Source organism: Streptomyces sp. NPDC127190, from assembly GCF_042672505.1.
Lineage (GTDB): Bacteria > Actinomycetota > Actinomycetes > Streptomycetales > Streptomycetaceae > Streptomyces.
In genome coordinates this window covers 108180-134294 of the sequence record NZ_JBHXVE010000011.1, presented here as the reverse complement: position 1 = coordinate 134294, position 26115 = coordinate 108180, and the positions used below count along the sequence as shown (strand labels likewise).

The window sequence follows — 26115 nt, the reverse complement described above, 5'->3', positions numbered from 1 at the left end:
CGCGCCGCGGTGCGGCTAGCGGAAGGCGGCGAACGCCTTGGTGAAGGCGTTCGGGTCCTGGACGATCGAGCTGCACGTGGCGTCGGCGGAGTTCTTCGCGCCGCCCGCGCACTGCTTGTCCCGGGCGGCGGACCACATGGAGAGGCCGCCGAGCCCCTTCGCCTTGGCGAAGCTCACCAGCTGACCGGCGTCGTCGACCTTGAACACCTCGGTGGAGACGTCGTTGACGCCGATCATCGGGGTGACGGCGACCGTCTTCCAGGCGGCGGCGTCGGACAGGCCGAGCACGCTCTTGATCTGGGCCTGGGTGGCGGTGGCCGCCTGCTCGGCGTAGTCGCCCATGTCGCCGTTGTAGGAGGCGCCGTAGTCCATCGCCATGATGTTGACGGTGCCGATCCGCACGCCGTGGGACTTGGCGTCGGCCAGCAGGTTGACGCCGTCCTGGGTGAGGCCCTCGGGCATCACCGGGAGGGTGAAGGAGACGTCCAGGTCCGGGTGCTGGGCCTGGAGCTTGGCTATGGCCTGGGCGCGGCGGGTGTTGGCGGCCGTGTTGGGCAGCGCGCCGCCCTCGACGTCGAAGTCCACCTTGGTCAGCTTGAAGGCGTCGACCGCCTTGCCGTAGGCGGCGGCCAGCGCGTCGGCGGAGGAGCAGGTGGTGGCCAGCTCGGAGCCGGAGGCGCCGCCGAAGGAGACCCGGACATCGCCGCCCTTGGCGCGCAGCGCGCCGATCTGCGCGGCCACGGCGTCGCTGGTCAGGTCCGTGACCCCGCCCCACTTGGGGGTGCAGCCGCCGCCGTCGGTGACGAAGGCGAGGTTGTAGTTCTTCACGCCGGTCGCGTCGGCCGCGGCGAGCAGGTCGAAGGCCGGGTAGAGGGAGGTGTCGACGTACGGCGCGAAGCCGGCGGAGGCGGTGGTGCCGGACCCGGTGCCGGTGGTCGTGGAGGCGGTGGGGGCCGGGGTGGCGGTGGCGCTCCTGGTCGGGGTGGCGGACCGGCTCGGTGTGGCGGACTTGCTGGGGGTGGCGGTCGGGGCCGGTGACTGGCTCGCCGTGGGGCGGCCGCTGGGCTCCGGGGTGGCGCCGTCGGCGGCGGAACACTGCTGGCCGTCGATGTGACAGCCCGCCGGGTCGCCGCTGCCGTCGACCACGAAGCCGACGGTCACCGACTTACCGGGGGCGAGGCCCTCGGTGTCCCAGGTCGCCGGCTTCACGGTGACGTGCTGCCCGCTCACGCTCGACTGGCCGTTCCACAGCGAGCCCAGCCTGGCGCCCTTCGGCAGGTCGAACTCCAGCGTCCAGGTCTTCTCGGTCTGCCCGCTGTTGTTGGTGACGACGTACTGGGCGGTGTAGCCCGTCGACCAGTCGCTGGTCTTCGTGTAGGCGGCGTTCACCCCGGCCGCGTTGGCGGTGCCGGTGAGCAGGACCGCGCCGCCGCCGACCACGGCCGCGGCCACCAGCCCGCCGATCGCCTTGTTCCTGCCACTGATCCTGCGCCGGTGGGTGCTCATGCGCGTGCCTGCCTTCGTTGGTCACGGGGGTGTGGTGCGGCAGCACGCTAGCGGTCCGGAATCGGGCAAATGGCCTGATCGGGGCGGCCGTTGCGGACCTTAGGGTTCGCTTAAGGAAGGGATCGGGGACGATTAATGGTCGAGACCAGTGAGGACCGGTTTGCCCGGTCGGCGCCGTCTGCGCGCACGCCCCCGTCCGGCCGGCTTCCGTCCGTGCAGCTGGAACCAGATCCGCACCTCCGTGCCGCCCAGCACCGAGCGGCCGATCCGGGCGTCGCCGCCGGTGGACTCGGCGAGCCGGCGCACGATGTCCAGCCCGAGCCCGGTGGAACCGGTGGTGCCCGAGCCCCGGCCGCGGGCCATCGCCGCGTCCGGGTCGGGTATGCCGGGGCCCGCGTCGGAGACCAGCACGATCACCGCGTCCTCGCCGTTGTGCACGTCGACCGCGAAGGCGGTGCCCTCCGCGGTGTGCCGGAAGACGTTGCCGAGCAGGGCGTCCAGCGCGGCGGCCAGATCGGCGCGGGCCACGGGTATCCGCACCGGCCGGTCCACACCGGCCACCCGCCAGGTGCGGCCCTCGTCCTCGGCGAGCGCGGACCAGAACTCCATCCGTTCCCGGACCACTTCGGCCGCGTCGCACCCGGCGCCCGGACCGGCCGCGGCCGTCTGCGGCTTGGCCTCCCGGGCGGTGCGGATGATGGTGTCCACCTCGCGCTCCAGCTGGGCGACGGCGGCCCGGGTCTGGTCGGCGGCCGGACCGGCGCCGAGCGAGGCGGTGTTCAGCCGGAGCACGGTGAGCGGGGTGCGCAGTCGATGGGAGAGGTCGGCGGCCAGCTCCCGCTCGTTGGCGAGCAGTTGGACCACCTGGTCGGCCATGGCGTTGAACGCCGCGGCGGCGAGTCTCAGTTCGGTCGGGCCCTCCTCGGGGACCCGGGCGCCCAGCCTGCCCTCGCCGAGGTCGCGCGCGCCCTCGACCAGCCGCCGGGCGGGCCGCACCATGCGCACCCCGAGCCGGTCGGCGACCGCCACCGAGCCGACGACCAGCGCGGCCCCGACGGCGGCGAGCACTGCCCAGGCCGTGCCGACGCCCTGGGTGACCTCGGACTCGGGGACGTACACCTCGACGACGGCGATGGCGCCGGAGCCGAGCGCGACCGGCTGGAGCAGGGTGGAGCCGCCGGCCACGGAGGTGGTGGAGGCACGGCCCAGTCTGCGCACCGCCTGGATGTCCCGGCCGGCGGCGCGCTGCCGGCCCAGGTCGAGCGCGGCCCGGCCGCCCCCGGCGGGCAGGTGCACGGCCATCCCGGAGTCGGCGCCGGCCGAGGCCACCACCCGCTCCAGCTTGTCCCGGTCGGTGGTGATGGACAGCGCGGGCGCGACCGCGGCGGCCTCCCGCTCGGCGTTGGAGAACGCGCGGTCCCGGGCCATCTCCTTGACGACCAGGGCGAGCGGGACGGCGAAGGCGACCACGACCATGGTGGTGACCGCCAGGCAGACCTTGACCAGTGCCCATCTCATCGCGGCGGCTCCCCCTCGGCGGGCGGTTCGAGCTTCACGCCGACCCCCCGGAGCGTGTGCAGATAGCGCGGCCTGGCCGCCGTCTCCCCCAGCTTCCGCCGCAGCCAGGACAGATGTACGTCGATGGTCTGGTCGTCGCCGTACGACTGCTGCCAGACCTCGGCGAGGAGTTCCTTGCGCGGGACGACCACGCCGGGGCGGCCGGCGAGGAAGGCGAGCAGGTCGAACTCGCGGCGGGTGAGGTCCAGGCGGACCCCGTCCAGCTCGGCCTGGCGGCGCAGCGGATCGACGGTCAGCCCGCCGACCCGCAGCACCGAGGAGGGCGCGGCCTCCGCGCCGCCGGAGCGGGCCCGGCGCAGCACGGCCGCGATCCGGGCGGAGAGGTGCTCGACGGAGAACGGCTTGGTGAGGTAGTCGTCCGCCCCGGCGTTCAGCAGCCGGACGATCTCCGCCTCGTCGTCCCGGGCGGTGGCCACGATGACGGGTACGTCGGTGAGGCCGCGCAGCATCTTCAGCGCCTCGGAGCCGTCCAGGTCCGGCAGTCCGAGGTCCAGGATGACCACGTCGAAACGGAAATGGGCGACCTCGCGCAGCGCCTCCAGCGCCGTGCCCACACTGCGCACGGTGTGCGCGGCGTCGGTCAGCTGCCTGATCAGCGCCGAGCGTACGAACTGGTCGTCCTCGACCACGAGCACACTTGCCATGCGCCGCACCGTACGCCATGCGGCCCACGCCGGTCCGGGGCCTGTGGACAACTCCGCCCCTGTGGACAACCGGTGTCACCCCTGGGGCAGTATGGCCCGCGATGCGCAGAGGACTCGTACACGTACTGGCGTGGCTGCTGGCCACCGGAGCGGCGGTCACGCTGTCGTGGTGGGGCGTGCACACGGTGCTGGCCGCCACCGCGTACGCCCCGCCGCGCGCCCTGCCCGTGACGGCGTCCGACGCGTCCCCGCAGAGCTCGACGGGCACACCGGCGCCGCCGCCGACACCCTCGCCGAGTCCGCCGCCCCCGTCCCCGTCCCGCCGTCCGTCCCCCACCCCCGCACCTACCGCTTCACGCACCCCCGCTGCCACCCCCACCCCCACCGCGTCCGGCCGGGTCAAGGCGTACGACACCGACGGCGGGCGGGCGGTCTTCGAGCTGGGCGCGGCCGACGCCACCCTGGTCTCGGCCACCCCGGGCAGCGGCTGGTCGATGCAGGTGTGGAAGACGGAGACCTGGATCCGGGTGGAGTTCAGCCGGAGCACGGACCGGGTGTCGGTGTTCTGCACCTGGCACGACGGTCCCCCGCAGGTGCAGATCGGCACCTACTAGCGCGGCGGCTCGGCGGAACGGCTCAGCGGAACACCGAGGGCGGCGGGGCCGGCGAGGCCACGGCCGCCGCGTCCGTCACCGGGACGGCACCACCGGTGAAGTCGATGAGCGGCTTGCCGTGTTCGACCCGGCCCGGGTGCGGGTCGGAGGCGGCGCGGCGGGTGAGCTGGGCGAGCGGCAGCGGGGCGTCCGACGCCACGAGGATCGCGTTGCCGAAGCGCTTGCCGCGCAGTACGGCCGCGTCGGCGATCAGCGCGAGTTCCCCGAACCGGGCGGCGGCGGTGGCGATCTGCCCGCGCAGATGGGCGAGCGGCGGCCCGTCGGCGAGGTTGGCGGCGTAGACCCCGGTGGGCGCGAGGGCCCGGCGGACCTCGTCCAGGAACTCGGTGGAGGTGAGGTGGGCGGGGGTGCGGGCGCCGCTGAAGACATCGGCGATGACCAGGTCCGCCCAGCCGTCGGGCACCTTGGCGAGCCCGGCGCGGGCGTCCACCGACCGCACCCGGACCCGGGCGTTCGGATCCAACGGCAGTTCCCGGCGGACCAGTTGGACCAGGGCCGCGTCGCGCTCCACGATCTGCTGGGTGGAGCGGGGCCGGGTCGCGGCGACGTACCGGGCGAGGGTGAAGGCGCCGCCGCCGAGGTGCACGACGTGCACGGGCCTGCCGGGCGGCGCGACGAGGTCGATGACATGGCCGAGGCGGCGCTGGTACTCGAAGGAGAGGTACGCGGGGTCGTCCAGGTCGACATGCGACTGGGGCGCCCCGTCGATCAGCAGCGTCCAGGCCCGCCCGCGGTCCGGGTCGGGGACCAGCTCCGCGAGTCCGCCGTCGACGGCCTCCACGACGGCGGCGGCACCGCCCGCCCTGCGCCGCGTACGCGCCGCGTCCTTCGCTTTCCCCGCATCCCTGGCCCTGCCCACCGGTCCATTTTCGCAGGTGTCCGGGGGTCGTGCCTCAGCGGCAGCTGTCGGCCGCCTCGATCAGCCGGGCCGCCTCGCCGAGGGCCCGGCGCAGCACCACCGGGTCGGTGGCGAGGTGCTCCTCTCCGGGCGGCAGCAGCCAGTCGGAGCCCTCGACCGGCGGCTGCGGGGCCAGCCTGAGCCCGCGCCCGTCCGTCTCCGTGCAGGTGCTGCCGGGCACGTCCCAGCCGGCCGCCGTACCGGCCGGCACCAGGAAGCCGAGGGTGCCTCCGCCGTCGTCGTGCAGGACGGGCCCCACCGCCCGCGTCGCCCCGCGCCGCAGGATGTCGACCGCCTCCAGCCCCTGCCGGGCCGGTACCGTCACAAGGTCGCATCCCACGTCACCCGCGGCCACCGGCACCGGCGACGGCGGACAGGGGTCGTTTCTCTGGCTGGTCTCCATACCGGCCTCCACCACACAGCACTGTTGCGGTCCAACGGGTTCAACGCGTGAGCGGGTCAACGGCTACGGCACAAGTGCGCCGCAAAGGATGGCACTTCATGGCGGATCGTGGATGAGATATCCGGTTTGTAGCCAAACACCGCGTGGCGGACCGGTCACAGCAGGTACGTTCATGCCCGCCGGAACCAGGGCGTCACTCGGGCAGCTCGTCCGAAACCGCCCCGGCCCCGGCCTGGTTCGACGGTTCGCACGAGAGGACCCGGCCATGGCGTCGTCAACCGAGACCTCGTCACTGCCCGAACGGCCACCCCGGCCGAACCTCGCCTTCCGGCAGCTGCGCGGCCGCCGTTCACCCGCTGAGTTCGCGGCTCTGGTACGGCGTGCCGCCCGCGAGATCGGTGAGCGGGTGAGCTGTGACGCGCGCTATGTCGGACGGGTCGAGGCGGGCGAGATCCGCTGCCCCAACTACGCCTACGAGCGGGTGTTCCTGCACATGTTCCCCGGCCGCACGCTGGCCGACCTCGGCTTCGCGCCCCGCTCGTCCGTCCGCGGCCGGGCGGCGCGCCCGGCCGTCGAAGAGCGCGCCGTCGAGTCACCGGAGCCCGCGGATCCGTATGTCCCGAAGCCGTATGTCCCGAAGCCGTACGCCAGCGGCCTGCGCGTCACCGACCCGTACGGCACCGATCCGTACGAGGACCCCGGCAGCCCGTACGACCCGCACGAGCCGTACCCGAAACACCACCCGAACCACGAGGAGAGCGACGTGCTGCGTCGCGCATTCATGACCGGCGGAGGCGTCACCGTGGCCGCCGCCACCCTGGGCCCGCTGGGGCTCGCCACCGGCGTGGCGGCGGCCGTGCCGTCCGCACGGCGCGCCGGAAGCTCCGAGGCGGCCGCCCTGGAGGAGGCCGTCCGCCGGATCCGGCTGCTCGACGACCGGCACGGCGCGGACGGCCTCTACCGGCGCGCGGCGGCTCCGCTGCGCGCGGCCTACGCGCTGCTGGACGCCGGCGCGACCCGGCAGACCACCGCCGACCGGCTGCACTCCGGTGCCGGTGAACTCGCCATCTCGGTGGGCTGGCTGGCCCATGACTCCGGCCGCTTCGACGACGCCCGCTCGCACTACGCGGAGGCGCTGGCCACCGCCCGGATGACCGGCGATCCGGCGCTGGAGGCGCACGCCTTCTGCAACACCGCGTTCCTCGCGCGGGACGCCGGCCGCCCCCGGGAGGCGCTGCGCGCCGCGCAGGCCGCGCAGCGCGCCGCCCTGCCGCTGGGCTCTGCCCGCCTGATGTCCCTGCTCGCGCTGCGCGAGGCGGGCGGCTGGGCGGGGCTCGCCGACCGCACCGGCTGCGCGCGGGCGCTGGCCCGGGCGCAGGCCCTCTTCGAGCGGGGCCACTCGGACGCCGACCCCGAGTGGATGAGTTTCTACGGAGAGGCCGAGCTGGAGGGGCTGGAGGCGCAGTGCTGGTCCACCCTGGGCGACTGGCGCCGGGCCTCCCGGCACGCGCACCGGGCGGCCGCGCTCCAGGACCCCCACTTCTCCCGCAACATCGCGCTGTACACCGCCGAACTGGCCGACGACCTCGCCCGCGAGGGCCGTCCCGACGAGGCGGCGGCGGCCGGCCTGCGCGTGCTGTCCCTCCTGGACCAGGTCCAGTCCTCGCGCATCCAGAGCATGCTGGCGGGCACCGCGCGGGTGCTGCTGCCGCACCGCCGCGCGTCCGGGGTGTCGGAGTTCCTGGACCGGCACGCGTCGATGCCGAGGGCGGGGCGGGCCTGAGGTCCGCCGGGCACCCGGGGACGCTCAGCCCGCCAGATGGCCGATGTCGTTCCAGCTCACGATCGACGGCTCCCCGTACGCCCAGCCCAGTACGGACAGTGACGTCGGATGCAGTCCTATGCGGGCGCCGAACTCCAGCGGCAGGCCCAGCCAGCGGGCCCCGATGGACCGCAGCATGTGGCCGTGGGCGAAGACCAGGACATCCCGGTCGGCCGAGCGGGCCCAGGCGACGACCTCGTCCGCGCGCGCGGTGACCTCGGCGACGCTCTCGCCCTCCGGGACGCCGTCCCGCCAGATCAGCCAGCCGGGCCGCACGGCCTGGATCTCGGCCGGGGTCATGCCCTCGTAGGCGCCGTAGTCCCACTCCATCAGCGTGTCCCAGGAGGTGGCGCGGTCGCCGAAGCCGGCCAGTTCGCACGTCTCACGCGCGCGTGCCAGCGGGCTGGTGCGCACCTCCACGCCGGGCAGTCCGTCCAGCGGAGCGCGGTGCAGCCGCTCGCCGAGCAGCTTGGCCCCGCGCCGGCCCTCCTCCAGCAACGGCACGTCGGTCCTGCCGGTGTGCTTGCCGGACAGCGACCATTCCGTCTGTCCGTGCCGGGCCAGCAGGATGCGCGGTGCCATGGGGAACCTTTCCGGGGGCTTCCAAACAGGGATTCCCCTCCATCATCGCGCACCCCGCCCCGGAGCAACCCGGCGGCCGGTGTCGGCGTCTTTGAGGGCCGGAGCACCCGGAGAGGGGTGTGATCGGGACGCCGTAAAGTGGCACGGTCGCCCGACCGGGTGGACCAGACAGCGAAGCGGGGAGGGCGGATCGGATGCCGCAGAGCGAGACACCGGGCACCGAGGTGGCCCCCACCCGGCTGCGCTGGTGGACCGAACTGCCGCTGATCCTGCTGGTGTACGGCTGCTACCTGGCCGGCCGGCTGCTCGCGCGCGACGACGTCTCGGGCGCCGTCGACCACGGCCGGGCGATCGTGCGCTTCGAGAAGATGCTGCACCTCAACGCCGAGCACCCGCTGAACCGGCTCTTCACCCGCGAGGCGTGGATCGGGGTCCCGGCCGACTTCTGGTACGCCTCGCTGCACTACGTCGTCACGCCCGCGGTCCTGGTCTGGCTGTTCCGGTCCCGCAGCGCGCACTACCGCTCGGCCCGCACCTGGCTGATGACGTCCACGTTCATCGGGCTGATCGGCTTCATCCTGCTGCCCACCGCGCCGCCCCGGCTGCTCCCGGCCGGCCAGGGCTTCGTCGACACCATGGCGCACTTCAGCTCGTACGGCTGGTGGGGCGCCGAGGCCAGCGCGCCGCGCGGTATGGGCGGCATGACCAACCAGTACGCGGCCATGCCGAGCCTGCACGTCGGCTGGGCGCTGTGGTGCGGGGTGATGCTGTGGCGGCACGGCAGCTCCCGCCTGAGCAGGATCTTCGCCGTCTGCTACGCGCTCGGCACCGCGCTGGTGGTCATGGGCACCGCCAACCACTACCTGCTGGACGCGGTCGCGGGCGCCGCCGTGATGGGCGCCGGCCTGCTGCTGGCGCCGTCGGTGACGCGGGCCGTGGACCTGGTCCGGGCCCGGCTGCTCCGGCGCCCGGCGACAGCCCCGGCGACGGCTGCGGCGACAGCCCCGGCGACGGCCTCGGACGGCGTGGGCTCCCCGATTGTCAGTGCCGGATGCCAGACTTCCGCGGGTGAGCGAATTCCACGGCAGCGCGAGTCGCGGCTCGACGCCGGTGACGCAGCGGACGCCTCTTCCGACGACGCCGGCGAAGGGGCTGCGACACCGGCTCGCTGAGCTGCGCGGTCCGGAGGTCCCGGCCAAGGCCCTGGACGCCCGCGCCCTCGCGGCGCTCGCCGCGAACCCCGGGTGCGCGCGCCGGGCGATCCTGGACGGCGCCGGGGTGGACAAGGCCCGGCTGGCGAGCGCGCTGGGCGCACCGTCCGGGTTCGGGCAGTCGCAGTTCGCGCTGACCCGCGGGAACGCGTTCGAGGCGAAGGTGAAGGCGGACGGCGGCGCCGAGCTGCTGCGACTGGTGCACGCCCGGCTGGACCCGGGCGCCGAGCCGCCCGCCGAGGCCGCCGTGCCCGACCTGACCGCGCACGGCCCCGAGGGGCGTACGGCCCGTACGGCGCTGGCGCTGCGCGAGGCCACCGGGGCGGGCGGCTGGACCCTGCTGGACCACCCGATGCTCGCCCTGGACGTGGCCGGCTCGCTCGCCTTCCTGGAGCCGGACGCGGTGGTCGTGCACCCGGACGGCAGCTGGTCCGTGGTGGAGATCAAGTCCTTCCCGCTGCTGGACGGCGCGGCCGACCCGGCCAAGGTGGGCGCGGCGGCCCGGCAGGCGGCGGTCTATGTGCTCGCCCTGGAGGAGGTCGCCGGACGCCTGGATCCCGCCCCGCGGGTGCACCACCGGGTGCTGCTGGTGTGCCCGAAGGACTTCTCCAACCTGCCCGGCGGATCCGCCGTGGACGTCCGCAAGCAGCGCGCGGTCACCGCCCGCCAGCTGGCCCGGCTGACCCGGATCGAGGAGATCGCCGGCGCGCTGCCCGAGGGCACCTGCTTCGCGCCCGACCAAAGCGCCGAGGAGCTTTCGGCGGCCGTGGCGGCGGTCCCGGCGACCTACGCGCCCGAGTGCCTGGCGGCGTGCGAGCTGGCCTTCCACTGCCGGGACCGGGCCCGCGCGGCCGGCGCCGTCACCCGCCTCGGCCGGCCGCTGCGCGCCGAACTGGGCGGTCTGACCACGGTCGAGGAGGTCCTCGCGGCGGCCTGCGGCGAGCACGGCGACCCGGACGACCCCGCGGTGGCGGCGCTGCGCCGGGCGGCGCAACTGCGCGCGGAGGCGCTGGCCGAGGCGGAGGCACTGGCCGAGGCGGCGGAACTGGCCGGGGCGGAGGTGGCGGCCGTATGTCGCTGATCAGCACCCTGGCCCGGCTCGAGGCCGTCGGCAGCGGCCGGGCCCAGCCCGTCGCGACCCTCCGGCACCGGCATCTGTCGGACCGCCCGCTGGTGTTCGTGCCGCTCACCACCGCCGGTGAGGCGGGCGCCCCGCTCGGCGCGCTGGTCGGCACCGACCGGGACGCGCCGCGCCTGCTGGTCGTACCGCAGCCGCGCGACCGGGATCTGCGGTTCACGTTCCTCGCCGAGCTGGCCGATGTCGTCCTGCCGTACGTCGAGTCGTACGCGCAGGCGGTGGAGGCGGCCGAGCGGTCCGAGACCGACCCGGAGACCGGCAAGCGGGTCAAGGTCGAGGTGGAGCTGTGCACGGACGCGGCCCAGCTGATCGTGCCCAGCCGCGCGGGTGTGGAGTTCGTACGGCTGCTGGGCCGCTCGATGCGGTTCCGCCGTACCGCCGAGCAGGACCCCGACGCGCCCTACCCGGCGCCGCCGCGGGTACCGCTGCTCGGCCGCTGGCTGACCCACTACGGCGAGCGGGCCCGGGTCCCCGGCTCCTCCCTGCTGCTCGCGCTGACCGATGTGCTGTCCCGGCACTGGGCGACCGGCCAGTCCAGCCTGGAGGACCAGCACCTGGGCGCGCTGCTCGCCTGGATCGACCCGCCGGAGGGCGTTCCGGGCGCCGAGGCGGCGGCCCGCGCGGAGAGCGCCCGGGACGCCGACGGCCAGCTGCTGTGCCCGCCCGCGGGCCCGGCGACCGACCCGGCCTTCGACAACCGGCTGCTGGCCCCGGCGATCGAGCGCTACGACCGCGCGCGGGCCGCGCTCGCCGCCGCCGAGGACCCGCTGGACGCCGACGACCGGCTGGCCGCGCTCACCGCGGCCGAGCGGGAGATCCGCGACCTGGTGGAGAGCCGTACCCGGCCCACCTGGGACGCGGTGTGGCGGGGGCTGGACCTGCTGCGGGCGCTGCCGGAGGGCGCGCATGTCGCGGAGCGCTGGACCCGGGACCGCTGGTCGTTCACCGGCCACCGGGACCGGGTGCTGGCCGGCGAACCCCCGCAGCCGCGCCGGGACGACGCGGTGACGGCGGCGAACAAGCTGGCCACGCGCGAGCGTGAGCAGGCGCGGCTTGAGGCGCAGGAGGCGCTGGACGATCCGCTGGTGATGGCGGGGCGGCGGCTGGCGGGGGAGGCGTTCACGGGCGAGGTGACCGATGTCGTCCTGGCGTACAGCGAGGGCAAGCGGCCCAGCCCACGCCCGCTGGTGACGGTCCGCACGGACGACCGGCCGCAGCTGGGCGAGCGGGCGAAGGTGTACCGCTCGCTGGGCGGCCGGCCGCAGTCGGCGGAGTTCGTGGCCGCCGAGGCCGACGGGCTGCTGGTCCTGCGGATCCTGGACAAGATGGGCCGCGGCAGGGAGCCGGATCCCGGGTCGGTCCCGGAGAAGGGCGACCGGATCTGCTTCACGCTCTTCGAGCACGAGCCGCGCGGCGGCGCCAGACTGCCCGACCCGGAGCAGACCCCGTGGACCCACGGCGGCCCGCCGGGCGAGACCGCCCTGGAGGCCGCCGACCCCATCACCGAGGAGGACGTCCTGTGACGACGGTCGGCTTCGACCCCGGTACGGCCGCCGCGCGGGCCACCGCCGCGATCCTGCACGACACGCTGCACGGCACCGAGCGGGGCGTGGTGGTCGACTCCCCGCCGGGCGCCGGCAAGTCCACGCTGGTGGTCCGCGCGGCGCTGGAACTGGCCGACGCGGGCCGCCCGCTGATGGTGGTGGCGCAGACGAACGCCCAGGTGGACGATCTCGTGCTGCGGCTCGCCGAGAAGAACCCGGAGCTGCCGGTCGGCCGGCTGCACAGCAGCGACACCGACCCCTACGACAAGGCGCTGGACGAGCTGCCGCAGGTCCGCACCTCCGCGAAGGCGGCCGACCTGACCGGCCTCCCGGTGGTCCTGTCCACGGCCGCCAAGTGGGCGCATGTGCAGACGGACGAGCCGTGGCGGCACGCGATCGTGGACGAGGCGTACCAGATGCGCTCGGACGCGCTGCTGGCCGTGGCGGGGCTGTTCGAGCGGGCGCTGTTCGTGGGCGACCCCGGTCAGCTGGACCCGTTCGCGATCGTCGGCAGCGAGCAGTGGGCGGGTCTGTCGTACGACCCCTCGGCGTCGGCGGTGTCCACCCTCCTCGCCCACAACCCGACCCTCCCCCAGCACCGCCTCCCGGTCTCCTGGCGGCTGCCCGCCTCCGCGGCCCCGCTGGTCTCGGACGCGTTCTACCCGTACACCCCCTTCCGCAGCGGCACCGGCCACGGCGACCGCCGGCTGACCTTCGCCGTCCCCTGTGACGGTTCCGGCCCGGACCGGGTGATCGACGAGGCCGCGGAGTCCGGCTGGGGCCTGCTGGAGCTGCCCGCCCGGCACACCCCGCGCACGGACCCGGAGGCGGTGCGCGCGGTCGCGACGGTCGTACGGCGCCTGCTGGACCGGGGCGGCGCGGCCCTCTCCGAGCGCTCCCCCGCCCCCGCTCCGCTCACCGCCGACCGCGTCGCCGTCGGCACCGCCCACCGGGACCAGGCGGCCGCGGTCCGGGCGGCGCTGACCGAGCTGGGCGTCCCGGACGTCACGGTGGACACGGCCAACCGCCTCCAGGGCAGGGAGTACGACGTCACGGTCGTCCTGCACCCGCTCTCCGGCCGCCCCGACGCCACCGCCTTCCACCTGGAAACCGGTCGCCTCTGCGTCCTGGCCTCCCGCCACCGCCACGCCTGCATCGTGGTCTGCCGCGCGGGCGTCACCGACCTCCTGGACGACTCCCCCTCCACGGAACCGGTCCAGCTGGGCACGCTGGTGAAATTCCCGGACGGCTGGGAGGCGAACCATGCGGTGCTGGCGCATTTGGCGGAGCACAGGGTGAGTTGGCGTCCGTGAGCTGCCCTGGATACCGGTGCGCAGTCAGTCCAGAGATGCCAGCGCACCCGCTATCAGAGAACGTGCTGCCCCTCCCCGTACGGCTCCCTGTGACAGCCGTTCGAAGGCGCGGGCATACAGCTGGATCTGGCTGGGCTGTGTGAGGGTGGAAGCAGCGTCCAGCGTGTCCGCGTGCACCCTGGTGTCGTCGAAGATCGTGAAGGTCGACATGGGCCACACCGTTCGCTGTTCAGAGAACGGCACGATGCCTACGGCGACGTTCTGAAAATCCATGACCCCGAGCAGGTGGCCGAGCTGTGCCGCCATGGTCTCGGCACTGCACAGCCGGTACCGCAACACCGCCTCCTCCAGGACGAACGAGAACCGCCGGGCGCCGTTGCTGAGCACCTGGTTACGCCTCATGCGGGCCGCGACCGCGTCACTCACATCGTTCGGCGTCCCCCGGAAGTCTGCGATGGAGGACAAGAGGGCAGTGGCGTATCCGGGTGTCTGGAGGAACCCAGGGATCACGTCGGAAACGTAGACACGGAACGTCTTTGTTTGTTGGTAGAGGTCGCCTGTGGACTCTTGCAGGCGACGGAGACCGGTCCGCTGGAGTCGCTTCCACTGCACATGTGCATCGGCGGACTGCCTGTTGGCAGCGATCAAGTCGGCTACCTGATCTTCAGCGGAACAGGCCCGGCACCAGGCTTTGATGTCCGAGTCGGAGGGAGGCGTCCTGGCGTTCTCGATCCTGGACGACTTCGACTCCGACCAACCACACCTGAAAGCCAGCTCCCGCCCGCTGATCCCGGCGTCCTTCCGAATCTCACGGAGGCGGCCGGCGAGGAGTTCGCGGGCCTTCTGGACGCTTGAAGAGGGATGCGGGGGCACGGAGCCGGCCTTCGTCAGATCTTGTACAGGTGGTGCGGGGTCGCTCGATCCCAGACTGCTTCGAAGGCAGTGGAGCACAGCTTCACCGTCTCCGGGTCCGCCGTGATCTCGTCCTCGACCACCACGCCGTCACCAGAGAAGTGGTGCACCCGGAGCAGTGCGCCGTCAAACAGCCAGAAGTCATTTCCCGGCAGAGCGATGTCTGTGGCACGTCGCCGTGGCAGCCAGCGCACCTCTTCACCCGCTGTGAGGTTGGCATGGGTGACGTAGTGCTCCCAGCGGATGTACTCCGATACAGGTTCGGAGACGATCCGAGCCCGGCGGACGGACACTCCACGGGCCACCGTATCCGAGATCAACTGGTCATAGGGATGCCACCAGGACTCGCGGTCCTCCCAGTTGATTCGCTCACCCCGCTTCCACGCCTCGAACCGGTCCGTTGGGGCATAGCAGTCGCGCAGCTCCAGATGCACGGCAGACCGGTCACACTGGCCCAGCAGCTCAGCGAAGCTGGGCACGCTCGACGGCATCACACGCCTCCCTGATCATCGGGATCATCCGGGCCGGAATCCTGACGATGGCCTCGCTGTCGGGTACCGAACCGTTCGCGGGGCTGCTTGCCTCGCACTGTGCCTGAGTCTCGGTGCTGGGCTTCCACCCCTGCAACAAGATCTCCTGAGCTTCCACGTCCGCCCACACGGTGGGGCAGTGGTCCCGGTCGGTGTCGGGGTCGATCCCAACGAACTCCACGGCCATGTCCGGCTCCCTGGACTAGGTGCTTGCTTGGGCTTGCATCAGCTTGGTTGACCTGCTGATACTCCGTCAATATGGCGCTGAAGTACCAGATTTGACGTGCAAACTCATGCAAGTTCATAGAGCCCCGGACGCGTCGCCTCCTAGCTTCCTTCCATCGCGCAGATGAGCCGGGAAGGAAGCAATGTCACAGAAGCCGCAGGGCTACCACCTGGCCGAGCTACCGGCCGACCCCTCCGCCGTGCCTGGCTGCTCAGAGTGTCTGTCCCTCTCGGTCAGCAGGGAGGACGCCCGCTCCAGGGGTGACCACAGCGCCGTATCCGACGCAAACGTGGAGCTGCGTCAGCACCAGAAAGAGGCGCACGAATCATGAGCGGAAAGACCTACGCGCAGCTCATGGCGGAGCGCCCCTTGATGACGCTTCGGGTATCGCATGACTCGGGTCGGACCTGGGGTCCCGAGCAGGCCGTATGTGCCGCCGATGACCTTCCGCCTCTGATGACGAGCGCTTGGCCTCCCTGTGAGTGCTGGCGCTGCACCGGCTCCGGCAAGCGCTCCAGGACGTGAAGCGCGCTCCATCCCTTGAACTCCCGCCCTGCGTGGGCGGCGGCGGTCAGCCATGGCCGTGATTAGTTGAGCAGGAAGGTGCAGCGATGCAGAACGGAACCGACCTGTACGCGCTCGACATCAGCGGGGCCTCCTTCGCGAAGGCGTGCGGGGGAAGCACTCACCCGGACGGCGAAGCGTGCGTGACCCTGGCCCGGATCGGTGAGGGCACCTGGGCTCTGGGCGACAGCAAGCGGCCGAGCGCGGAGCCGCTGCGGTCCACCACGGAGGAGCTGGACGCGGCCGGCATCGACCCGGCGCGCTTCGGCCTGCGCGCCTGATCCTCCCTCCCGTCGGCCGGGCCGGATCCCTGGACCCGGCCCGGCCGACACCTCTCGAACGGAACGACTGGTGCACCACCACGGCTACCTCTGGACCGGCCCCAAGGAGCGCTTCGACACCGAGGCTCTACGGCGTCCCCCACACCCTGAGCCGCCACCGGCTCCGGTGTCCGGCGAGGACGTGAGGGCAGAGCAACTGCTCAAGCGCTACCGGGAAGTGGTGGCCGAGTTCCCGCCATCCGATCTGCCACCGATCGAAACGGCGTACTGGCTCATCAAGCCCCGCTCCTTGATCCGTGGCACGTGGGACGAACCCAAGGAAGCGGCAGCCTGGATCGGCGAAAGGCTGGCCGAGTACGCCCCTCGGTTCGCTTCCGAGCGCGACCAGGACCCCACTCGCCTGGCCCAACTGGCCAACAGCGCCGCCGAGCGACTGCACATGGGTGGTGATGTGTCGTTCGGCTTCTACCTCGAACGCCCCTCGTATCTGTCCCTGGCAGTGGTGACATGCTCGCCGAACCGCTCAATGCCTGGACTGAGGTGCCCCGTCGGGTAACCGAAGCGTCCGTTCAGCCCTCACCAGCGCCCGGCACCGGGGAGAAGTGCGGGGAGCAGGTCGGGTAGGCGTACACCGTCCATCCCGGTCCGCTGTTGGCGTGCACCTCCGCGACGACCACCGGGGAATCGGTGATGGCACAGCAGCGCACACACATCCGCACCGGGCGCCGCCCCTCCGCACGGGTGGGCTGCTCACTCATCGGACCACCGCCTCCACAGTCATCACAGGCAATGCGCGGAGGTAGGGGCGGATCGAGGCCGTCTCCCGCGCATCGAGGGGCGTGTCAAGTCCGTACGGGGAGCGGTGGGTGGGCAGCGGTCGGTGCGTCGGTGTTCGGCGGGGTGCGGGTACGAGGTTCTCGCCGACGGGGCGGACCAGCTTGCGGCGCCTGCCCGTGCCGGGCGCGAGGACGCCAAGGGCCCAAAACGCCAGTGCGTAGATAATGCTCAGTGTCATCAACTCCACTGTCAGTTGGTGGCCACGCCCCCGGACGGCTCCACCCGTCGCGGGGGTCTTGTTGCGCTGAGCAGAGTAGCGACCCCTGTATACCCCTGTCCATAGCCAGCTACCCATAGACGCATCTATGTTCGGATGGGACCTGATGCGTACAGTCCGACTGTGATCGAATTCGACCCGACCCGGCCCAAGTGGGCGCAGATCGCTGACGTCCTCCGTCGACGGATCACGAGCGGCGAGTACCCGCCCCGGACGCTGATCTCCGAAGTGCGCCTGGAGCAGGAGTTCGGCGTGGCTCGCACCACCGTCCGCAAGGCCACCGCAGCCCTCCGCGAGGACGGCCTGATCATCACAACCCCCGGCATGGGCTCATTCGTCTCCGACTCCCCCAGCAGCGACCCCTCCGCCACATGACAAGCGTGTACACGTACCGAGTGCGCGCGCTTCGGCGCAGTGCTGTCGTGTTGTGGGTCGGGGGGCGCGGGGACGAGGGGGACCGGGTGCTGGCGGACCGGGGGTGCGTGCCGGTGTTCGTGACCGTGCGGCAGGCGCGGGTGTATGCGCGGCGGCGGGGGTGGGGGGCGGTTGCCGGCGGGGACGGTGTGCTGGAGCTGGGCCGGGTGCAGCGGTGGCTCGCGGATCCGGGGCGGCGGAGGATGCCGTCCGGTGCGGTGCTGGAGGCGTGGAACTTCTTCGAGGATCTGGGGCGGGGGCTCGGGGAGGGTCACCCGTTGCCCCGGCAGGGGGCGGTGCACGGCAGGGCGTACGAGCGGCTCTTCGAGGGGGAGGGTGCCGTGTGGGCGGCCGGCGAGGAGCGCGCCGTACGGGAGCTGCTCGCGGCCGGGGTGCAGCTGTGGGAGTCGTGTCCGGTGAGCCTGAATCCTCCGTCGTGACCGCCCCTTGCGCGGGCGCGGGACAATGGACGGTGGCCCGCCCGCAGGCGGTGCCGAGCGGACCGTACGAGGAGGAGATGGAGACATGGCGGAGCCCACGCCGCGTCGGAACGAACCGCGGCTACGCCCCGCGCCCCTGATCTTCGAGCCCGCGGAGGCGGCCGCCGACCCCGAGCACTTCTTCGACCTGGAGTCGATCGAGGATCCGCGCGCCCTGCTGGCCCGGGCGACCGAGCTGACCCAGGCGTTCCGGGCGGCCGCCGACCGTGCCGTGGAGTTCCAGGCCATCGCGGCGGCCCAGCTCGCCGACCCGCACCGGTTCGACCGGCTGACCACGGCGGACATCGCCGATCGGGCGGAGTGGACCGAGGACTACGCGAAGAAGATGGTCGAGTTCGGGCGGGATCTGCTGCGGGGCAACGGGGAGGGGCGCGCCTCCGCCGATCCGGTGTAGCAGAGAGCCGGTACAGCCCGTCGTAGACCGGCCCGTGGCATATGCCGGGCGGGCAAGATACTCCTCCCCTCGCTGCCCTGTCCTCGTTTTCTGCAACTCAGGGAAACCGCGCGCTCACCGCCGGTACATATGGGTGCCATGAGCAGCGCACCGAACGTCACCTCTGTCACCTGCGACGGCGTGGCCTGGCTCGCCTCGGCAGGAACGTATCCCCGTAGCACGCCGGCCCTGTGGGCGGAGCGCCCGGACGCGCCGGTCGTGCTGCCCTGCGGCACCGCCTTCGACGTGGTGAGCGCGCCTGCGGTCTTCGGCCGCCGGATGGTGGACCAGCTGTGGGGCGAGGGGCCGGGTTCCGGTCCGGTCGCGGTGTTCCGGGGCCGCATGCTGCTGTTCGCCGCCCCCGGTACGGCCCAGCGGCTGCCCTCGCTGCTGCGCTGGGAGGAGTGGGGGTCGGGCCAGCGTACGGAGGCGGTGCCGGCGCTGCTGTGCCACGGCAGCGGGGACGCGGTGACCGTCCCGGCGCCGGCGGCCGGCTCCGAGGAAGCCGGCGGCGGCTGCCGCTGGGTGGTCGCCCCGGACACCCGGCACCCCTGGCTGCCCGGGCCCGAGGTGCTGCTGTGGGCCGCCGTGCGGGCCGCCCGGGCGGCGGTGCGGATATCGATTTTTCCTCCCGCCGACCAGGATGCTAAGGTCTACGACGTCAGCAGGCGCCGCTAGCTCAGTTGGTTAGAGCAGCTGACTCTTAATCAGCGGGTCCGGGGTTCGAGTCCCTGGCGGCGCACAGACGGGAAACGGCGGGTCCGGTTCGAAAGAATCCGGCCCGCCGTTTTCGTATACAGCCACAGTCACCTGCTCAGTCGTCACCCGTCCCCGGGGTGATCTTCACCGTCCAGGCGCCCGACGCCGTCCTTCCCTCCACCTCCACCTTCACGCCCTCGCCGGGCACGGTGAAGCTCTCGCCGAGGGCGACCGGGGCGTCGGCCAGGGGCGGGTAGACCGAGTTCTCCCAGCAGGCCTCGGTGTGCGGGTGGGCGTCCACCACCTGGACCGGGCCGTCGCCGGACTCGGCGCCGCTGTGGATGCGGTAGACGAGGACGCCCTGGCGGCAGGCGGCGCGGTCGTTCCCGGCGGTGCTGCGGGCCTCGAAGCCGAGCGCGCTGTCCGGGCCGGTGCGGACGACGGCCAGCTTCACGCCGTCGCCGAGGCCGAAGGCGGGCGCGCCGCCCGCGTCCTGCACCGGGACGCCCGGACCGGCGGCGAGCGGCTCCAGGGTGAGCCGGGTGGGCGCGGTCCCGCGCACGCACAGCACCTGGCGCGGATCCAGCCAGCCGAGCTTCCACTTGTGCCAGGCGAACAGGTCGGGCGAGAGGCCGAACTGGCTGCCCATCAGGTCCCAGTCCCCCACATAGGTGTCCCAGTCGCCCTTGCCGTCGACCGGGCGGTGGTAGAGGTCGGGCAGGTCGAAGACATGGCCGGTCTCATGGGCGAGGACGAGGCGGTCCGGCGGGTGCTTCTCGAAGACCGTGACGACCCGGCGGACGTCCGCGCCGTCCACGTGCATGGGCGTGTCCAGGTTGACGACCTTCGTGGCGTCCGAGTCGACTCCGGGGGCGTCCGGGTCGGCGACGAAGTACACGACCGGGTACCGCGAGAAGTCGACCTCCCGGTCGGCCACGGCGAACGCGTCCCGCAGATAGGCGGCGCGGCTCTCGGCGCTCCAGTCCCGCCGTATGGCGTACGCGGTCGACGGGCGCGGCATGCGCAGCCAGTGGTTCAGCACGTGCGGGTGCAGGGTGAACCTTCCGTAGGAGGCCCGCCGGAAGAAGTTGCTGGTGGCCGGGAAGTGGTCGGCGGTCAGCTCGGCGGGGGTGGTGCGCGGGGTCGCGTCGGGGAAGGACAGGAACACCAGGACGGCGTCCAGTGGCCTGGTCGGGCGGGTGTAGCCGGGGCTCCAGGTGTCCAGGCCCTCCGAGTGGTGGGCGTCGGTGCGGTGCAGGGCGCACGGGGCCGGCGAGAAGGGCTCGGCGACCGACGGGCCGGTGAGGATCGAGGTCGCGGCGAGCGCCGACATCGTGGTGCACACGGCGGCGGTGCTGCGCAGCTTGGGCACGGACTTGACCTCCGGGTGCGGTTCACGGCATCGGAATCCCGCATCCAGATTGCTGTTGTTTGACGCGTTGTGCCCTGTTTGCCTGCACCAGAAGGGTGAGCGCGGTACGCGCACGCCCCGGCGCACTCCGGCGACCGACACCCCGAAACACTCACGGAACGTCACAACCGGTCGGGGGCTTGAAGAAGCTGTCCAGGTGCGGGCAGAAACGATCTGTCAGAACCTGTGTCCGATCCGGGAGACTGGACAGTGGCTGGAAGGGCCCCGGGACAGCCTCTATGATCGGCACACTTTCCGGCCCTGCCAGGCAAAGACAGGCACGGAAATGCACGGACAGGCACGGACAGAGATCGAGTGCACTGCGGGAGCGAGCGGTGAGCGCAACGTCCGAAGGGCCGACGCCCGCGGCAGACCTCGACCGGTCAGCCGTCACAGTAATTACAGACAGTGATCACAGCACCTATCACCGTGTCTTCGCGGCCGCCCCGCTGTCCATGGCCGTGGTCGACACCGAGGGACTCGTCGTCAGCGCCAACTCCGCACTCGGCGAACTGCTCGGCGCCGACCCGGAGGCGCTCCCCGGACGGCCCGCCGCCGATCTGGTGGACCTGGCCTCGGACCCCCGCACCTGGCACGCCTACCGCGAGGTGCTGCGCGGCAGGCAGGCGAGGCTGCGCTGCACGCGTCGGCTGAAACATCCCGACGGGCGCTCGCTGTGGGTCCAGGTCACCGTGGCACCGCTGGCCCAGGGCGAGGGGACCGGTGTCCTGCTCTCGGTCGCCGACATCAGCGGCCGCCGTGAACTCCAGGCGCAGCTACGGCACTTGCAGATGCACGACCCGGTGACCCGGCTGCCCAACCGCACGCTGTTCTTCGAGCGCCTCTCGGCCGCGCTGGAGGCGGAGGCCTACGAGCAGAGCGGCACCGGCCGGATCGGCCTGTGCTATCTGGACCTGGACGGCTTCAAGGCCGTCAACGACACCCTCGGCCACCGCGTCGGCGACCGGCTCCTCGCCGCGGTGGCCGAGCGCCTGACCCGGGTCGCCGACGAGGCCGGTTACGCCCGCGCCGTGACCCCCCTCGTGGCCCGGCTCGGCGGCGACGAGTTCGCGCTGCTGGTCGAGGACTCCACCGGCACCGAACAGCTCGCCGACCTCGCCGAGTCGGCGCTGAAGGCCCTGGAGGAGCCGTTCGACCTGGCGGGCCAGCGGCTGTCGCTGACCGCCTCGATCGGGGTCGTGGAACGCCATGCGGCCGGTACGACCGCCACCGGGCTGATGCAGGCCGCGGACACCACGCTGTACTGGGCGAAGGCCGACGGCAAGGGCCGCTGGACCCTGTTCGACCCCGAGCGCAACGCGCACCGGATGACCCGTCAGGCCCTCTCCTCCTCGCTGCGCCCCGCCATCGAGCGGGGGGAATTCGCCCTGGAGTACCAGCCGTTGGTGGGCATGGGGGACGGGCGCCTGTCCGGGGTCGAGGCGCTGGTGCGCTGGCACCATCCGCAGTTCGGCACCCTCACGCCGAATCGGTTCATCGGACTGGCCGAGGAGGACGGCTCGATCGTGCAGCTGGGCCGCTGGGCGCTGGCCACCGCGTGCCGGCAGGCCCGCCGCTGGCAGCTGGACCGCCCCGGTGAGCCGCCCATCTTCGTCAGCGTCAACGTGGCCGTACGCCAGGTGTGGGACTCCGACCTGGTGGCGGACGTGGCCGAGGTGCTCGCCGAGACGGGCCTCGCCCCGCATCTGCTCCAGCTGGAGCTGACCGAGTCGGCGGTGATGGGCTCCGCCGGCCGCCCGCTCCAGGCGCTCCAGGCGCTCAGCGACATGGGCGTGCGGATCGCCATCGACGACTTCGGCACCGGCTACTCCAACCTGGCCTACCTCAGCCGGCTCCCGGTCTCCGTGCTGAAGCTGGACGGCTCCTTCGTCCGCGGCTTCCAGTACGAGGCCGAAGCCGCCGGCAAGGCCCCGGCGATCGCCCCCAACCCGGCCGACGAGGTCATCGTCGAGGCGATGATCCAGCTGGCCCACCGGCTCGGCCTGACGGTCACCGCCGAGTGCGTGGAGACCTCCGCGCAGGCCACCCGGCTGCGCCGGATCGGCTGCGACACCGGCCAGGGCTGGCTGTACTCCCGTCCGGTGCCGCCGGATCGTATCTCCGAACTGCTGGGCACCGGGGCCTGCGCGGCGGGCCAGCAGTAGCGCTACCGGGTGGGGAAGCCGTAGGCGTCGGCGATCAACTCGTAGGAACGGACCCGGAGTTCGCCGCGGTGGGCGTGGGTGGTGAGCATCAGCTCGTCGGCGCCGGTGCGCTTCTGGAGGTCGTCCAGGCCGGCGCGGACCTGGTCGGCGGTGCCGGAGACCACGGTGGCGGTCCAGGAGGCGATGAAGTCCTCCTCAGCGGCGCCCAGTTCCAGCTTCTCGACCTCCTCCGGCACGGGGAAGAGGCCGGGGCGCCCGGTGCGCAGCCGGAGCATGTTCAGGCCCATCGCCCGGGTCTGCCGGCGGGCCTCCCGCTCCTCGTCCGTGGCGAGCGCGGCGACCCCGATGAGCGCGTACGGCGCGTCCAGCACGGCGGACGGCCGGAAGGTCTCGCGGTACAGGTCGAGGGCGGGGACGGTGTTCTGCGAGGAGAAGTGGTGGGCGAAGGCGAAGGGCAGGCCGAGCAGACCGGCCAGCCGGGCGCTGTAGCCGGAGGAGCCGAGCAGCCAGATCGGCGGGCGGTGCGCGGACTGCACCCCGCCGGGGGTGGTGCCCTGCACCGGGCCGGGTACGGCGTGGATCCGGCGGTAGGGATGCCCGTCGGGGAAGTCGTCGTCCAGGAACCGGGTGAGTTCCGCCAGCTGTTGCGGGAAGTCGTCGGCGCCCTCGTTCAGGGTGTCGGTGCGGCGCAGCGCGGCGGCCGTCGCCCCGTCGGTGCCCGGCGCCCTGCCGAGCCCCAGGTCGATCCGGCCCGGCGCCATCGCCTCCAGGGTGCCGAACTGCTCCGCGATCACCAGCGGGGCGTGGTTGGGCAGCATGACGCCGCCCGAGCCGAGCCGGATGCGCTCGGTATGGGCGGCGAGGTGGGCGAGGATCACGGCGGGCGAGGAGGAGGCGACCCCGGGCATCGAGTGGTGCTCGGCGATCCAGTACCGGGTGAAGCCCCGGGACTCGGTGAGCCGGGACAGCTCGACGCTGGTGCGCAGGGCGTCGGTGGCGGTGCGGCCCGCGCCGACGGTCACCAGGTCCAGCACGGACAGGGGGACGGGGGCGCTGCCGTGCGCCGTACCCCGGATCTCGTCTGCCGCGTCTGCCTCGACTGCCTCGTTCGCCGCCACGGTGTGCGCCTCCTGTGTGTGCCCTGGCTGTCCTGCCGAAGCGCACCAACAGGAGACTGTCCCCGTTTATTCCGCGGCCCGTACCAGGGTCTCCGGGTCTTCTGTCACCGCCACCCCCGCCTCGTACAGCGCGTGGGCCGTGCGCAGGACCAGGTCGTCGCGGTGGCGGGCGGCGACGAGCTGGAGGCCGACCGGGAGACCGGCCTCGTCCGTGCCGACCGGGACGGTGGCGGCGGGCTGCTGGGTGAGGTTGAAGGGGTAGGTGAAGGGGGTCCAGCCGGTCCAGCGGTGGGACGGCGCGCCGGGTGGCACCTCCACGCCCGCTTCGAAGGCCGTCAGCGGCAGGGTGGGGGTGACCAGCAGGTCGTACGTCTCGTGGAAGCGGCCCATCCGGCGGCCGAGGTGCATCCGGACGTCCACCGCGGCCAGATAGTCCAGCGCGCTGTACCGGGCGCCCTGGGCGCAGATCTCCCGCAGGCCGGGGTCCAGCAGCTGCCGGCCGCGCGGGGAGAGGCGCTGGGTGAGCCGGGCCGCGCCGCTGAACCACAGGGTGTGGAAGGCCTCCACCGGGTCGCTGATGTCGGGGTCGGTCTCCTCGACGTACGCGCCGAGGTCCGCCAGCCGGGCCACCGCCCGCCGCACCGCCGCGGCGACCCCCGGCCGGACCGCCACCTGCCCGCCCAGGGTCGGCGAGTAGGCCACGCGCAGCCCGTGCACACCGCCGTGCAGGGCCTCGGTGAAGGGGCCTGGCGCGGGCGGCAGCGCCGACCAGTCGCGGGCGTCGGGAGCCGAGATGACGTCCAGCAGCAGGGCCGCGTCGGCGGCGTCCCGGGTCATCGGGCCGGCGTGGGACAGGGTGCCGTACGCGCTCGGCGGATACAGCGGCACCCTGCCGTACGTCGGTTTCAGCCCGAAGATGCCGCAGAAGGCCGCCGGGATGCGGATGCTGCCGCCGCCGTCCGTGCCCAGCGACAGCGGGCCCGCGCCGAGTGCCACGGCCGCCGCGCTGCCGCCGCTGGAGCCGCCCGCGGTGCGCCCGGGGTCGTACGGGTTGCGGGTCACGCCGGTGAGCGGCGAGTCCGTGACGCCCTTCCAGCCGTACTCGGGGGTGGTGGTCTTGCCCAGGAAGACCGCGCCGTGCTCGCGCAGCCGGGCGACGGAGGGCGCGTCCTCGTCCCACCGGCCCTGCTCGGAGACGGTCCGGGAGCCGCGCAGGGTGGGATGGCCGCGCAGCAGCAGGATGTCCTTGACCGTCACCGGCACCCCGTCCAGCAGCCCGCACGGCTCGCCGCGCCGCCAGCGCTCCGCCGACTCCCGGGCCCGCGTCAGCGCGTCCTCCTCGGTGAGCCGCACGAACGCGTTCACCTCCGGCTGGATCCGCCGGGCGCGTTCCAGCGCCTGTTCGGTCGCCTCCACGGGAGAGAACTCGCCCTTGCGGTAGCCGTCGAGGAGCCGGCCTGCGGTCAGGTCGGTGAGCTGCATGCACCCTCCAAGGGGTCAGTGACCGGGCACGTAACCACGTTGTTTGTCGACGACGTTCAGCAGGGGTCTGCCCACCGCCCACCGCTCGTACAACTCCACGAACTGCTCCCCCAGTTCGTCCCGCCAGCCGACCGTGTCCCCGCTCATGTGCGGGGACACGATCAGATCGGGCAGCTCCCACAGCGGGCTGTCCGCGGGCAGCGGCTCGGCGGCGAACACGTCCAGCGCGGCGCCCGCGATCCAGCGGTGGGTCAGGGCCCGGGACAGCGCGTCCTCGTCCACGAGCCCGCCCCGGCCGACGTTGACGAAGAACGCCGAGGGCTGCATCACGCCGAAGCGGTGGGCGTCGAACATGCCGTACGTCTGCTCGGTCAGCGGGGCCGCGGCGATCACCCAGTCCGCGCGCGCGATCAGCCGGTCCAGGTCGGCCGGGCCGTGGATACCGGTCCGCGGCACCCGTCCGACCAGCGCCGTCGTCACGCCGAGCGCCTTCAGGGTGCGGACGATCGCCCGGCCGATCGGGCCCGAACCGACCACGCACGCGCGCGTGCCCGCCACCCGGCGTCCCTCCCGGTGCCGCCAGACCCGCTCCCGCTGGTGCTCCAGGGTGCGCGGCAGATCCTTGGCGACGGCCAGCACCAGGGCCGCCACGTACTCGGCGATCGGCTGGTCGAAGATCCCGCGCGCGTTGGTCACCACCGTGTCGGAGGCGGCCAGCTCGGGGCAGAGCAGATGGTCCACGCCCGCGCTCGCCGTGTGCACCCAGCGCGGCCGGGGGCCCTCGCCCGGCCAGGCCTCGCGCACCGCGTGCGAGGTGAAGTCCCAGACCAGCAGGACGTCCGCCGTCGGCAGCCGGTCGGCCAGCCCCGCGGCGTCCGTGCGGACGATCCGGGCGCGGCCGGTGAGCCGACCGAGCCGGGGCGGCGGGTCGGCGTCCAGGACGAGGACGGTGGGAAGGGGCGGGGACGTCAACATGCGGGGCTGCTCCCGGCGGCTGCCGAACTGACCTGCTG

27 protein-coding genes and 1 tRNA gene are annotated in these 26115 nt (G+C 73.0%); 14 read left to right on the top strand and 14 right to left on the bottom strand.

Annotated elements, in window-relative coordinates:
- Window positions 1-15 precede the first annotated feature (15 nt).
- The 3 genes from ACFVIU_RS19040 to ACFVIU_RS19030 form a co-directional block, all read right to left on the bottom strand.
- Window positions 16-1506 carry a cellulose binding domain-containing protein gene (locus ACFVIU_RS19040; protein WP_385843750.1) on the bottom strand — a complete coding sequence of 497 codons (1491 nt, stop codon included), beginning with the start codon at window positions 1504-1506 and terminating at the stop codon, window positions 16-18.
- Window positions 1507-1638: 132 nt separating this feature from the next.
- Window positions 1639-3024: a sensor histidine kinase gene (locus tag ACFVIU_RS19035; protein ID WP_385843749.1), complete on the bottom strand. Its 1386-nt coding sequence runs from the start codon at window positions 3022-3024 to the stop codon at window positions 1639-1641.
- Window positions 3021-3728 (bottom strand): response regulator transcription factor, encoded by a 708-nt coding sequence (locus ACFVIU_RS19030; protein WP_385843748.1) that lies wholly within the window; start codon window positions 3726-3728, stop codon window positions 3021-3023. The genes ACFVIU_RS19035 and ACFVIU_RS19030 overlap by 4 nt, the downstream gene beginning before the upstream one ends.
- A 101-nt stretch (window positions 3729-3829) precedes the next feature.
- Between ACFVIU_RS19030 and ACFVIU_RS19025 the strand changes: the two genes are divergently transcribed.
- Complete coding sequence (locus ACFVIU_RS19025; RefSeq protein ID WP_385843747.1) at window positions 3830-4342, top strand: hypothetical protein; 513 nt, start codon at window positions 3830-3832, stop codon at window positions 4340-4342.
- Between the two features lie 22 nt (window positions 4343-4364).
- On the opposite strand, the gene ACFVIU_RS19020 is transcribed toward ACFVIU_RS19025, so the two are convergent.
- Window positions 4365-5183, bottom strand: a complete 819-nt coding sequence (locus tag ACFVIU_RS19020) for a spermidine synthase (protein WP_385843857.1) — start codon at window positions 5181-5183, stop codon at window positions 4365-4367.
- 112 nt (window positions 5184-5295) lie between these two features.
- Window positions 5296-5703 (bottom strand): hypothetical protein, encoded by a 408-nt coding sequence (locus ACFVIU_RS19015; RefSeq protein ID WP_385843746.1) that lies wholly within the window; start codon window positions 5701-5703, stop codon window positions 5296-5298.
- A gap of 265 nt (window positions 5704-5968) precedes the next feature.
- On the opposite strand from ACFVIU_RS19015, the gene ACFVIU_RS19010 reads away from it, so the two are divergent.
- The gene (locus ACFVIU_RS19010) at window positions 5969-7486 is read left to right on the top strand and encodes a hypothetical protein (RefSeq protein WP_385843745.1); all 1518 of its coding nucleotides are present in this window, start codon (window positions 5969-5971) and stop codon (window positions 7484-7486) included.
- Between the two features lie 24 nt (window positions 7487-7510).
- Here the strand turns inward: ACFVIU_RS19010 and ACFVIU_RS19005 are convergent, their stop codons facing one another.
- On the bottom strand, window positions 7511-8107 hold the full coding sequence (locus tag ACFVIU_RS19005) for a histidine phosphatase family protein (protein WP_385843744.1): 597 nt from the start codon (window positions 8105-8107) through the stop codon (window positions 7511-7513).
- Between the two features lie 194 nt (window positions 8108-8301).
- Here ACFVIU_RS19005 and ACFVIU_RS19000 point away from each other — a divergent pair, with 194 nt between their 5' ends.
- Genes ACFVIU_RS19000 through ACFVIU_RS18985 form a run of 4 tightly spaced genes read left to right on the top strand, consistent with a single transcriptional unit; the run spans window position 8302 to window position 13313 of the window.
- Window positions 8302-9279 (top strand): phosphatase PAP2 family protein, encoded by a 978-nt coding sequence (locus ACFVIU_RS19000; protein WP_385843743.1) that lies wholly within the window; start codon window positions 8302-8304, stop codon window positions 9277-9279.
- Window positions 9260-10399 carry a hypothetical protein gene (locus ACFVIU_RS18995; protein ID WP_385843856.1) on the top strand — a complete coding sequence of 380 codons (1140 nt, stop codon included), beginning with the start codon at window positions 9260-9262 and terminating at the stop codon, window positions 10397-10399. The genes ACFVIU_RS19000 and ACFVIU_RS18995 overlap by 20 nt, the downstream gene beginning before the upstream one ends.
- Entirely contained in the window at window positions 10390-11979 is a 1590-nt protein-coding gene (locus ACFVIU_RS18990; RefSeq protein ID WP_385843742.1) for a hypothetical protein, read from the top strand. The genes ACFVIU_RS18995 and ACFVIU_RS18990 overlap by 10 nt, the downstream gene beginning before the upstream one ends.
- A complete protein-coding gene (locus ACFVIU_RS18985; protein ID WP_385843741.1) occupies window positions 11976-13313 on the top strand; it encodes an AAA domain-containing protein in 1338 nt (445 codons plus the stop codon). Before ACFVIU_RS18990 ends, ACFVIU_RS18985 begins: the two co-directional genes overlap by 4 nt.
- Before the next feature lie 24 nt (window positions 13314-13337).
- Here ACFVIU_RS18985 and ACFVIU_RS18980 read toward each other — a convergent pair whose 3' ends face one another.
- From ACFVIU_RS18980 to ACFVIU_RS18970, 3 genes are read right to left on the bottom strand one after another with little or no spacing between them, the layout of a single operon-like run.
- The gene (locus tag ACFVIU_RS18980; protein ID WP_385843740.1) at window positions 13338-14186 is read right to left on the bottom strand and encodes a helix-turn-helix domain-containing protein; all 849 of its coding nucleotides are present in this window, start codon (window positions 14184-14186) and stop codon (window positions 13338-13340) included.
- A 14-nt stretch (window positions 14187-14200) separates the two neighbouring features.
- A complete protein-coding gene (locus ACFVIU_RS18975) occupies window positions 14201-14716 on the bottom strand; it encodes a DUF6879 family protein (RefSeq protein WP_385843739.1) in 516 nt (171 codons plus the stop codon).
- Window positions 14688-14942: a hypothetical protein gene (locus tag ACFVIU_RS18970; protein WP_385843738.1), complete on the bottom strand. Its 255-nt coding sequence runs from the start codon at window positions 14940-14942 to the stop codon at window positions 14688-14690. Before ACFVIU_RS18970 ends, ACFVIU_RS18975 begins: the two co-directional genes overlap by 29 nt.
- A gap of 650 nt (window positions 14943-15592) precedes the next feature.
- Here ACFVIU_RS18970 and ACFVIU_RS18965 point away from each other — a divergent pair.
- Together ACFVIU_RS18965 and ACFVIU_RS18960 are read left to right on the top strand one after the other, a co-directional pair.
- Window positions 15593-15826, top strand: coding sequence for a DUF397 domain-containing protein (locus ACFVIU_RS18965; RefSeq protein ID WP_385843736.1), 234 nt, complete (start codon window positions 15593-15595; stop codon window positions 15824-15826).
- A 70-nt stretch (window positions 15827-15896) separates the two neighbouring features.
- Window positions 15897-16382 (top strand): hypothetical protein, encoded by a 486-nt coding sequence (locus ACFVIU_RS18960; protein WP_385843735.1) that lies wholly within the window; start codon window positions 15897-15899, stop codon window positions 16380-16382.
- Window positions 16383-16395: 13 nt separating this feature from the next.
- On the opposite strand, the gene ACFVIU_RS18955 is transcribed toward ACFVIU_RS18960, so the two are convergent.
- Complete coding sequence (locus ACFVIU_RS18955; RefSeq protein ID WP_385843733.1) at window positions 16396-16584, bottom strand: hypothetical protein; 189 nt, start codon at window positions 16582-16584, stop codon at window positions 16396-16398.
- Between the two features lie 419 nt (window positions 16585-17003).
- Here ACFVIU_RS18955 and ACFVIU_RS18950 point away from each other — a divergent pair, with 419 nt between their 5' ends.
- From ACFVIU_RS18950 to ACFVIU_RS18930, 5 genes are all read left to right on the top strand, one after another.
- Entirely contained in the window at window positions 17004-17255 is a 252-nt protein-coding gene (locus ACFVIU_RS18950) for a GntR family transcriptional regulator (protein ID WP_385843732.1), read from the top strand.
- 47 nt (window positions 17256-17302) lie between these two features.
- Window positions 17303-17734 carry a hypothetical protein gene (locus ACFVIU_RS18945; protein WP_385843730.1) on the top strand — a complete coding sequence of 144 codons (432 nt, stop codon included), beginning with the start codon at window positions 17303-17305 and terminating at the stop codon, window positions 17732-17734.
- A gap of 85 nt (window positions 17735-17819) precedes the next feature.
- On the top strand, window positions 17820-18188 hold the full coding sequence (locus tag ACFVIU_RS18940; protein ID WP_385843729.1) for a hypothetical protein: 369 nt from the start codon (window positions 17820-17822) through the stop codon (window positions 18186-18188).
- 138 nt (window positions 18189-18326) lie between these two features.
- Window positions 18327-18905: a bifunctional DNA primase/polymerase gene (locus ACFVIU_RS18935; protein WP_385843728.1), complete on the top strand. Its 579-nt coding sequence runs from the start codon at window positions 18327-18329 to the stop codon at window positions 18903-18905.
- A tRNA-Lys gene (locus tag ACFVIU_RS18930) sits at window positions 18896-18969 on the top strand. Before ACFVIU_RS18935 ends, ACFVIU_RS18930 begins: the two co-directional genes overlap by 10 nt.
- A 72-nt stretch (window positions 18970-19041) precedes the next feature.
- Here the strand turns inward: ACFVIU_RS18930 and ACFVIU_RS18925 are convergent.
- Entirely contained in the window at window positions 19042-20259 is a 1218-nt protein-coding gene (locus tag ACFVIU_RS18925; protein WP_385843855.1) for a M6 family metalloprotease domain-containing protein, read from the bottom strand.
- 413 nt (window positions 20260-20672) lie between these two features.
- On the opposite strand from ACFVIU_RS18925, the gene ACFVIU_RS18920 reads away from it, so the two are divergent.
- A complete protein-coding gene (locus ACFVIU_RS18920) occupies window positions 20673-22502 on the top strand; it encodes a putative bifunctional diguanylate cyclase/phosphodiesterase (protein ID WP_385843727.1) in 1830 nt (609 codons plus the stop codon).
- Window positions 22503-22504: 2 nt separating this feature from the next.
- Here ACFVIU_RS18920 and ACFVIU_RS18915 read toward each other — a convergent pair whose 3' ends face one another.
- The 3 genes from ACFVIU_RS18915 to ACFVIU_RS18905 all read right to left on the bottom strand — a co-directional run bounded on the left by ACFVIU_RS18915 (window position 22505) and on the right by ACFVIU_RS18905 (window position 26077).
- Window positions 22505-23620, bottom strand: a complete 1116-nt coding sequence (locus ACFVIU_RS18915) for an LLM class flavin-dependent oxidoreductase (protein WP_385843726.1) — start codon at window positions 23618-23620, stop codon at window positions 22505-22507.
- 66 nt (window positions 23621-23686) lie between these two features.
- Window positions 23687-25102, bottom strand: coding sequence for an amidase (locus ACFVIU_RS18910; protein WP_385843724.1), 1416 nt, complete (start codon window positions 25100-25102; stop codon window positions 23687-23689).
- A gap of 15 nt (window positions 25103-25117) precedes the next feature.
- Window positions 25118-26077: a D-2-hydroxyacid dehydrogenase gene (locus ACFVIU_RS18905; RefSeq protein ID WP_385843723.1), complete on the bottom strand. Its 960-nt coding sequence runs from the start codon at window positions 26075-26077 to the stop codon at window positions 25118-25120.
- Between the last annotated feature and the right edge of the window lie 38 nt (window positions 26078-26115).

Coding starts and splice junctions, on each gene's coding strand:
- ACFVIU_RS19040 (WP_385843750.1), bottom strand. CDS start 1,506: ATGAGCACCCACCGGCGCAGGATCAGTGGCAGGAACAAGGCGATCGGC.
- ACFVIU_RS19035 (WP_385843749.1), bottom strand. CDS start 3,024: ATGAGATGGGCACTGGTCAAGGTCTGCCTGGCGGTCACCACCATGGTC.
- ACFVIU_RS19030 (WP_385843748.1), bottom strand. CDS start 3,728: ATGGCAAGTGTGCTCGTGGTCGAGGACGACCAGTTCGTACGCTCGGCG.
- ACFVIU_RS19025 (WP_385843747.1), top strand. CDS start 3,830: ATGCGCAGAGGACTCGTACACGTACTGGCGTGGCTGCTGGCCACCGGA.
- ACFVIU_RS19015 (WP_385843746.1), bottom strand. CDS start 5,703: ATGGAGACCAGCCAGAGAAACGACCCCTGTCCGCCGTCGCCGGTGCCG.
- ACFVIU_RS19010 (WP_385843745.1), top strand. CDS start 5,969: ATGGCGTCGTCAACCGAGACCTCGTCACTGCCCGAACGGCCACCCCGG.
- ACFVIU_RS19005 (WP_385843744.1), bottom strand. CDS start 8,107: ATGGCACCGCGCATCCTGCTGGCCCGGCACGGACAGACGGAATGGTCG.
- ACFVIU_RS19000 (WP_385843743.1), top strand. CDS start 8,302: ATGCCGCAGAGCGAGACACCGGGCACCGAGGTGGCCCCCACCCGGCTG.
- ACFVIU_RS18990 (WP_385843742.1), top strand. CDS start 10,390: ATGTCGCTGATCAGCACCCTGGCCCGGCTCGAGGCCGTCGGCAGCGGC.
- ACFVIU_RS18975 (WP_385843739.1), bottom strand. CDS start 14,716: ATGCCGTCGAGCGTGCCCAGCTTCGCTGAGCTGCTGGGCCAGTGTGAC.
- ACFVIU_RS18970 (WP_385843738.1), bottom strand. CDS start 14,942: ATGGCCGTGGAGTTCGTTGGGATCGACCCCGACACCGACCGGGACCAC.
- ACFVIU_RS18965 (WP_385843736.1), top strand. CDS start 15,593: ATGCAGAACGGAACCGACCTGTACGCGCTCGACATCAGCGGGGCCTCC.
- ACFVIU_RS18955 (WP_385843733.1), bottom strand. CDS start 16,584: ATGAGTGAGCAGCCCACCCGTGCGGAGGGGCGGCGCCCGGTGCGGATG.
- ACFVIU_RS18940 (WP_385843729.1), top strand. CDS start 17,820: ATGGCGGAGCCCACGCCGCGTCGGAACGAACCGCGGCTACGCCCCGCG.
- ACFVIU_RS18935 (WP_385843728.1), top strand. CDS start 18,327: ATGAGCAGCGCACCGAACGTCACCTCTGTCACCTGCGACGGCGTGGCC.
- ACFVIU_RS18925 (WP_385843855.1), bottom strand. CDS start 20,259: ATGTCGGCGCTCGCCGCGACCTCGATCCTCACCGGCCCGTCGGTCGCC.
- ACFVIU_RS18910 (WP_385843724.1), bottom strand. CDS start 25,102: ATGCAGCTCACCGACCTGACCGCAGGCCGGCTCCTCGACGGCTACCGC.
- ACFVIU_RS18905 (WP_385843723.1), bottom strand. CDS start 26,077: ATGTTGACGTCCCCGCCCCTTCCCACCGTCCTCGTCCTGGACGCCGAC.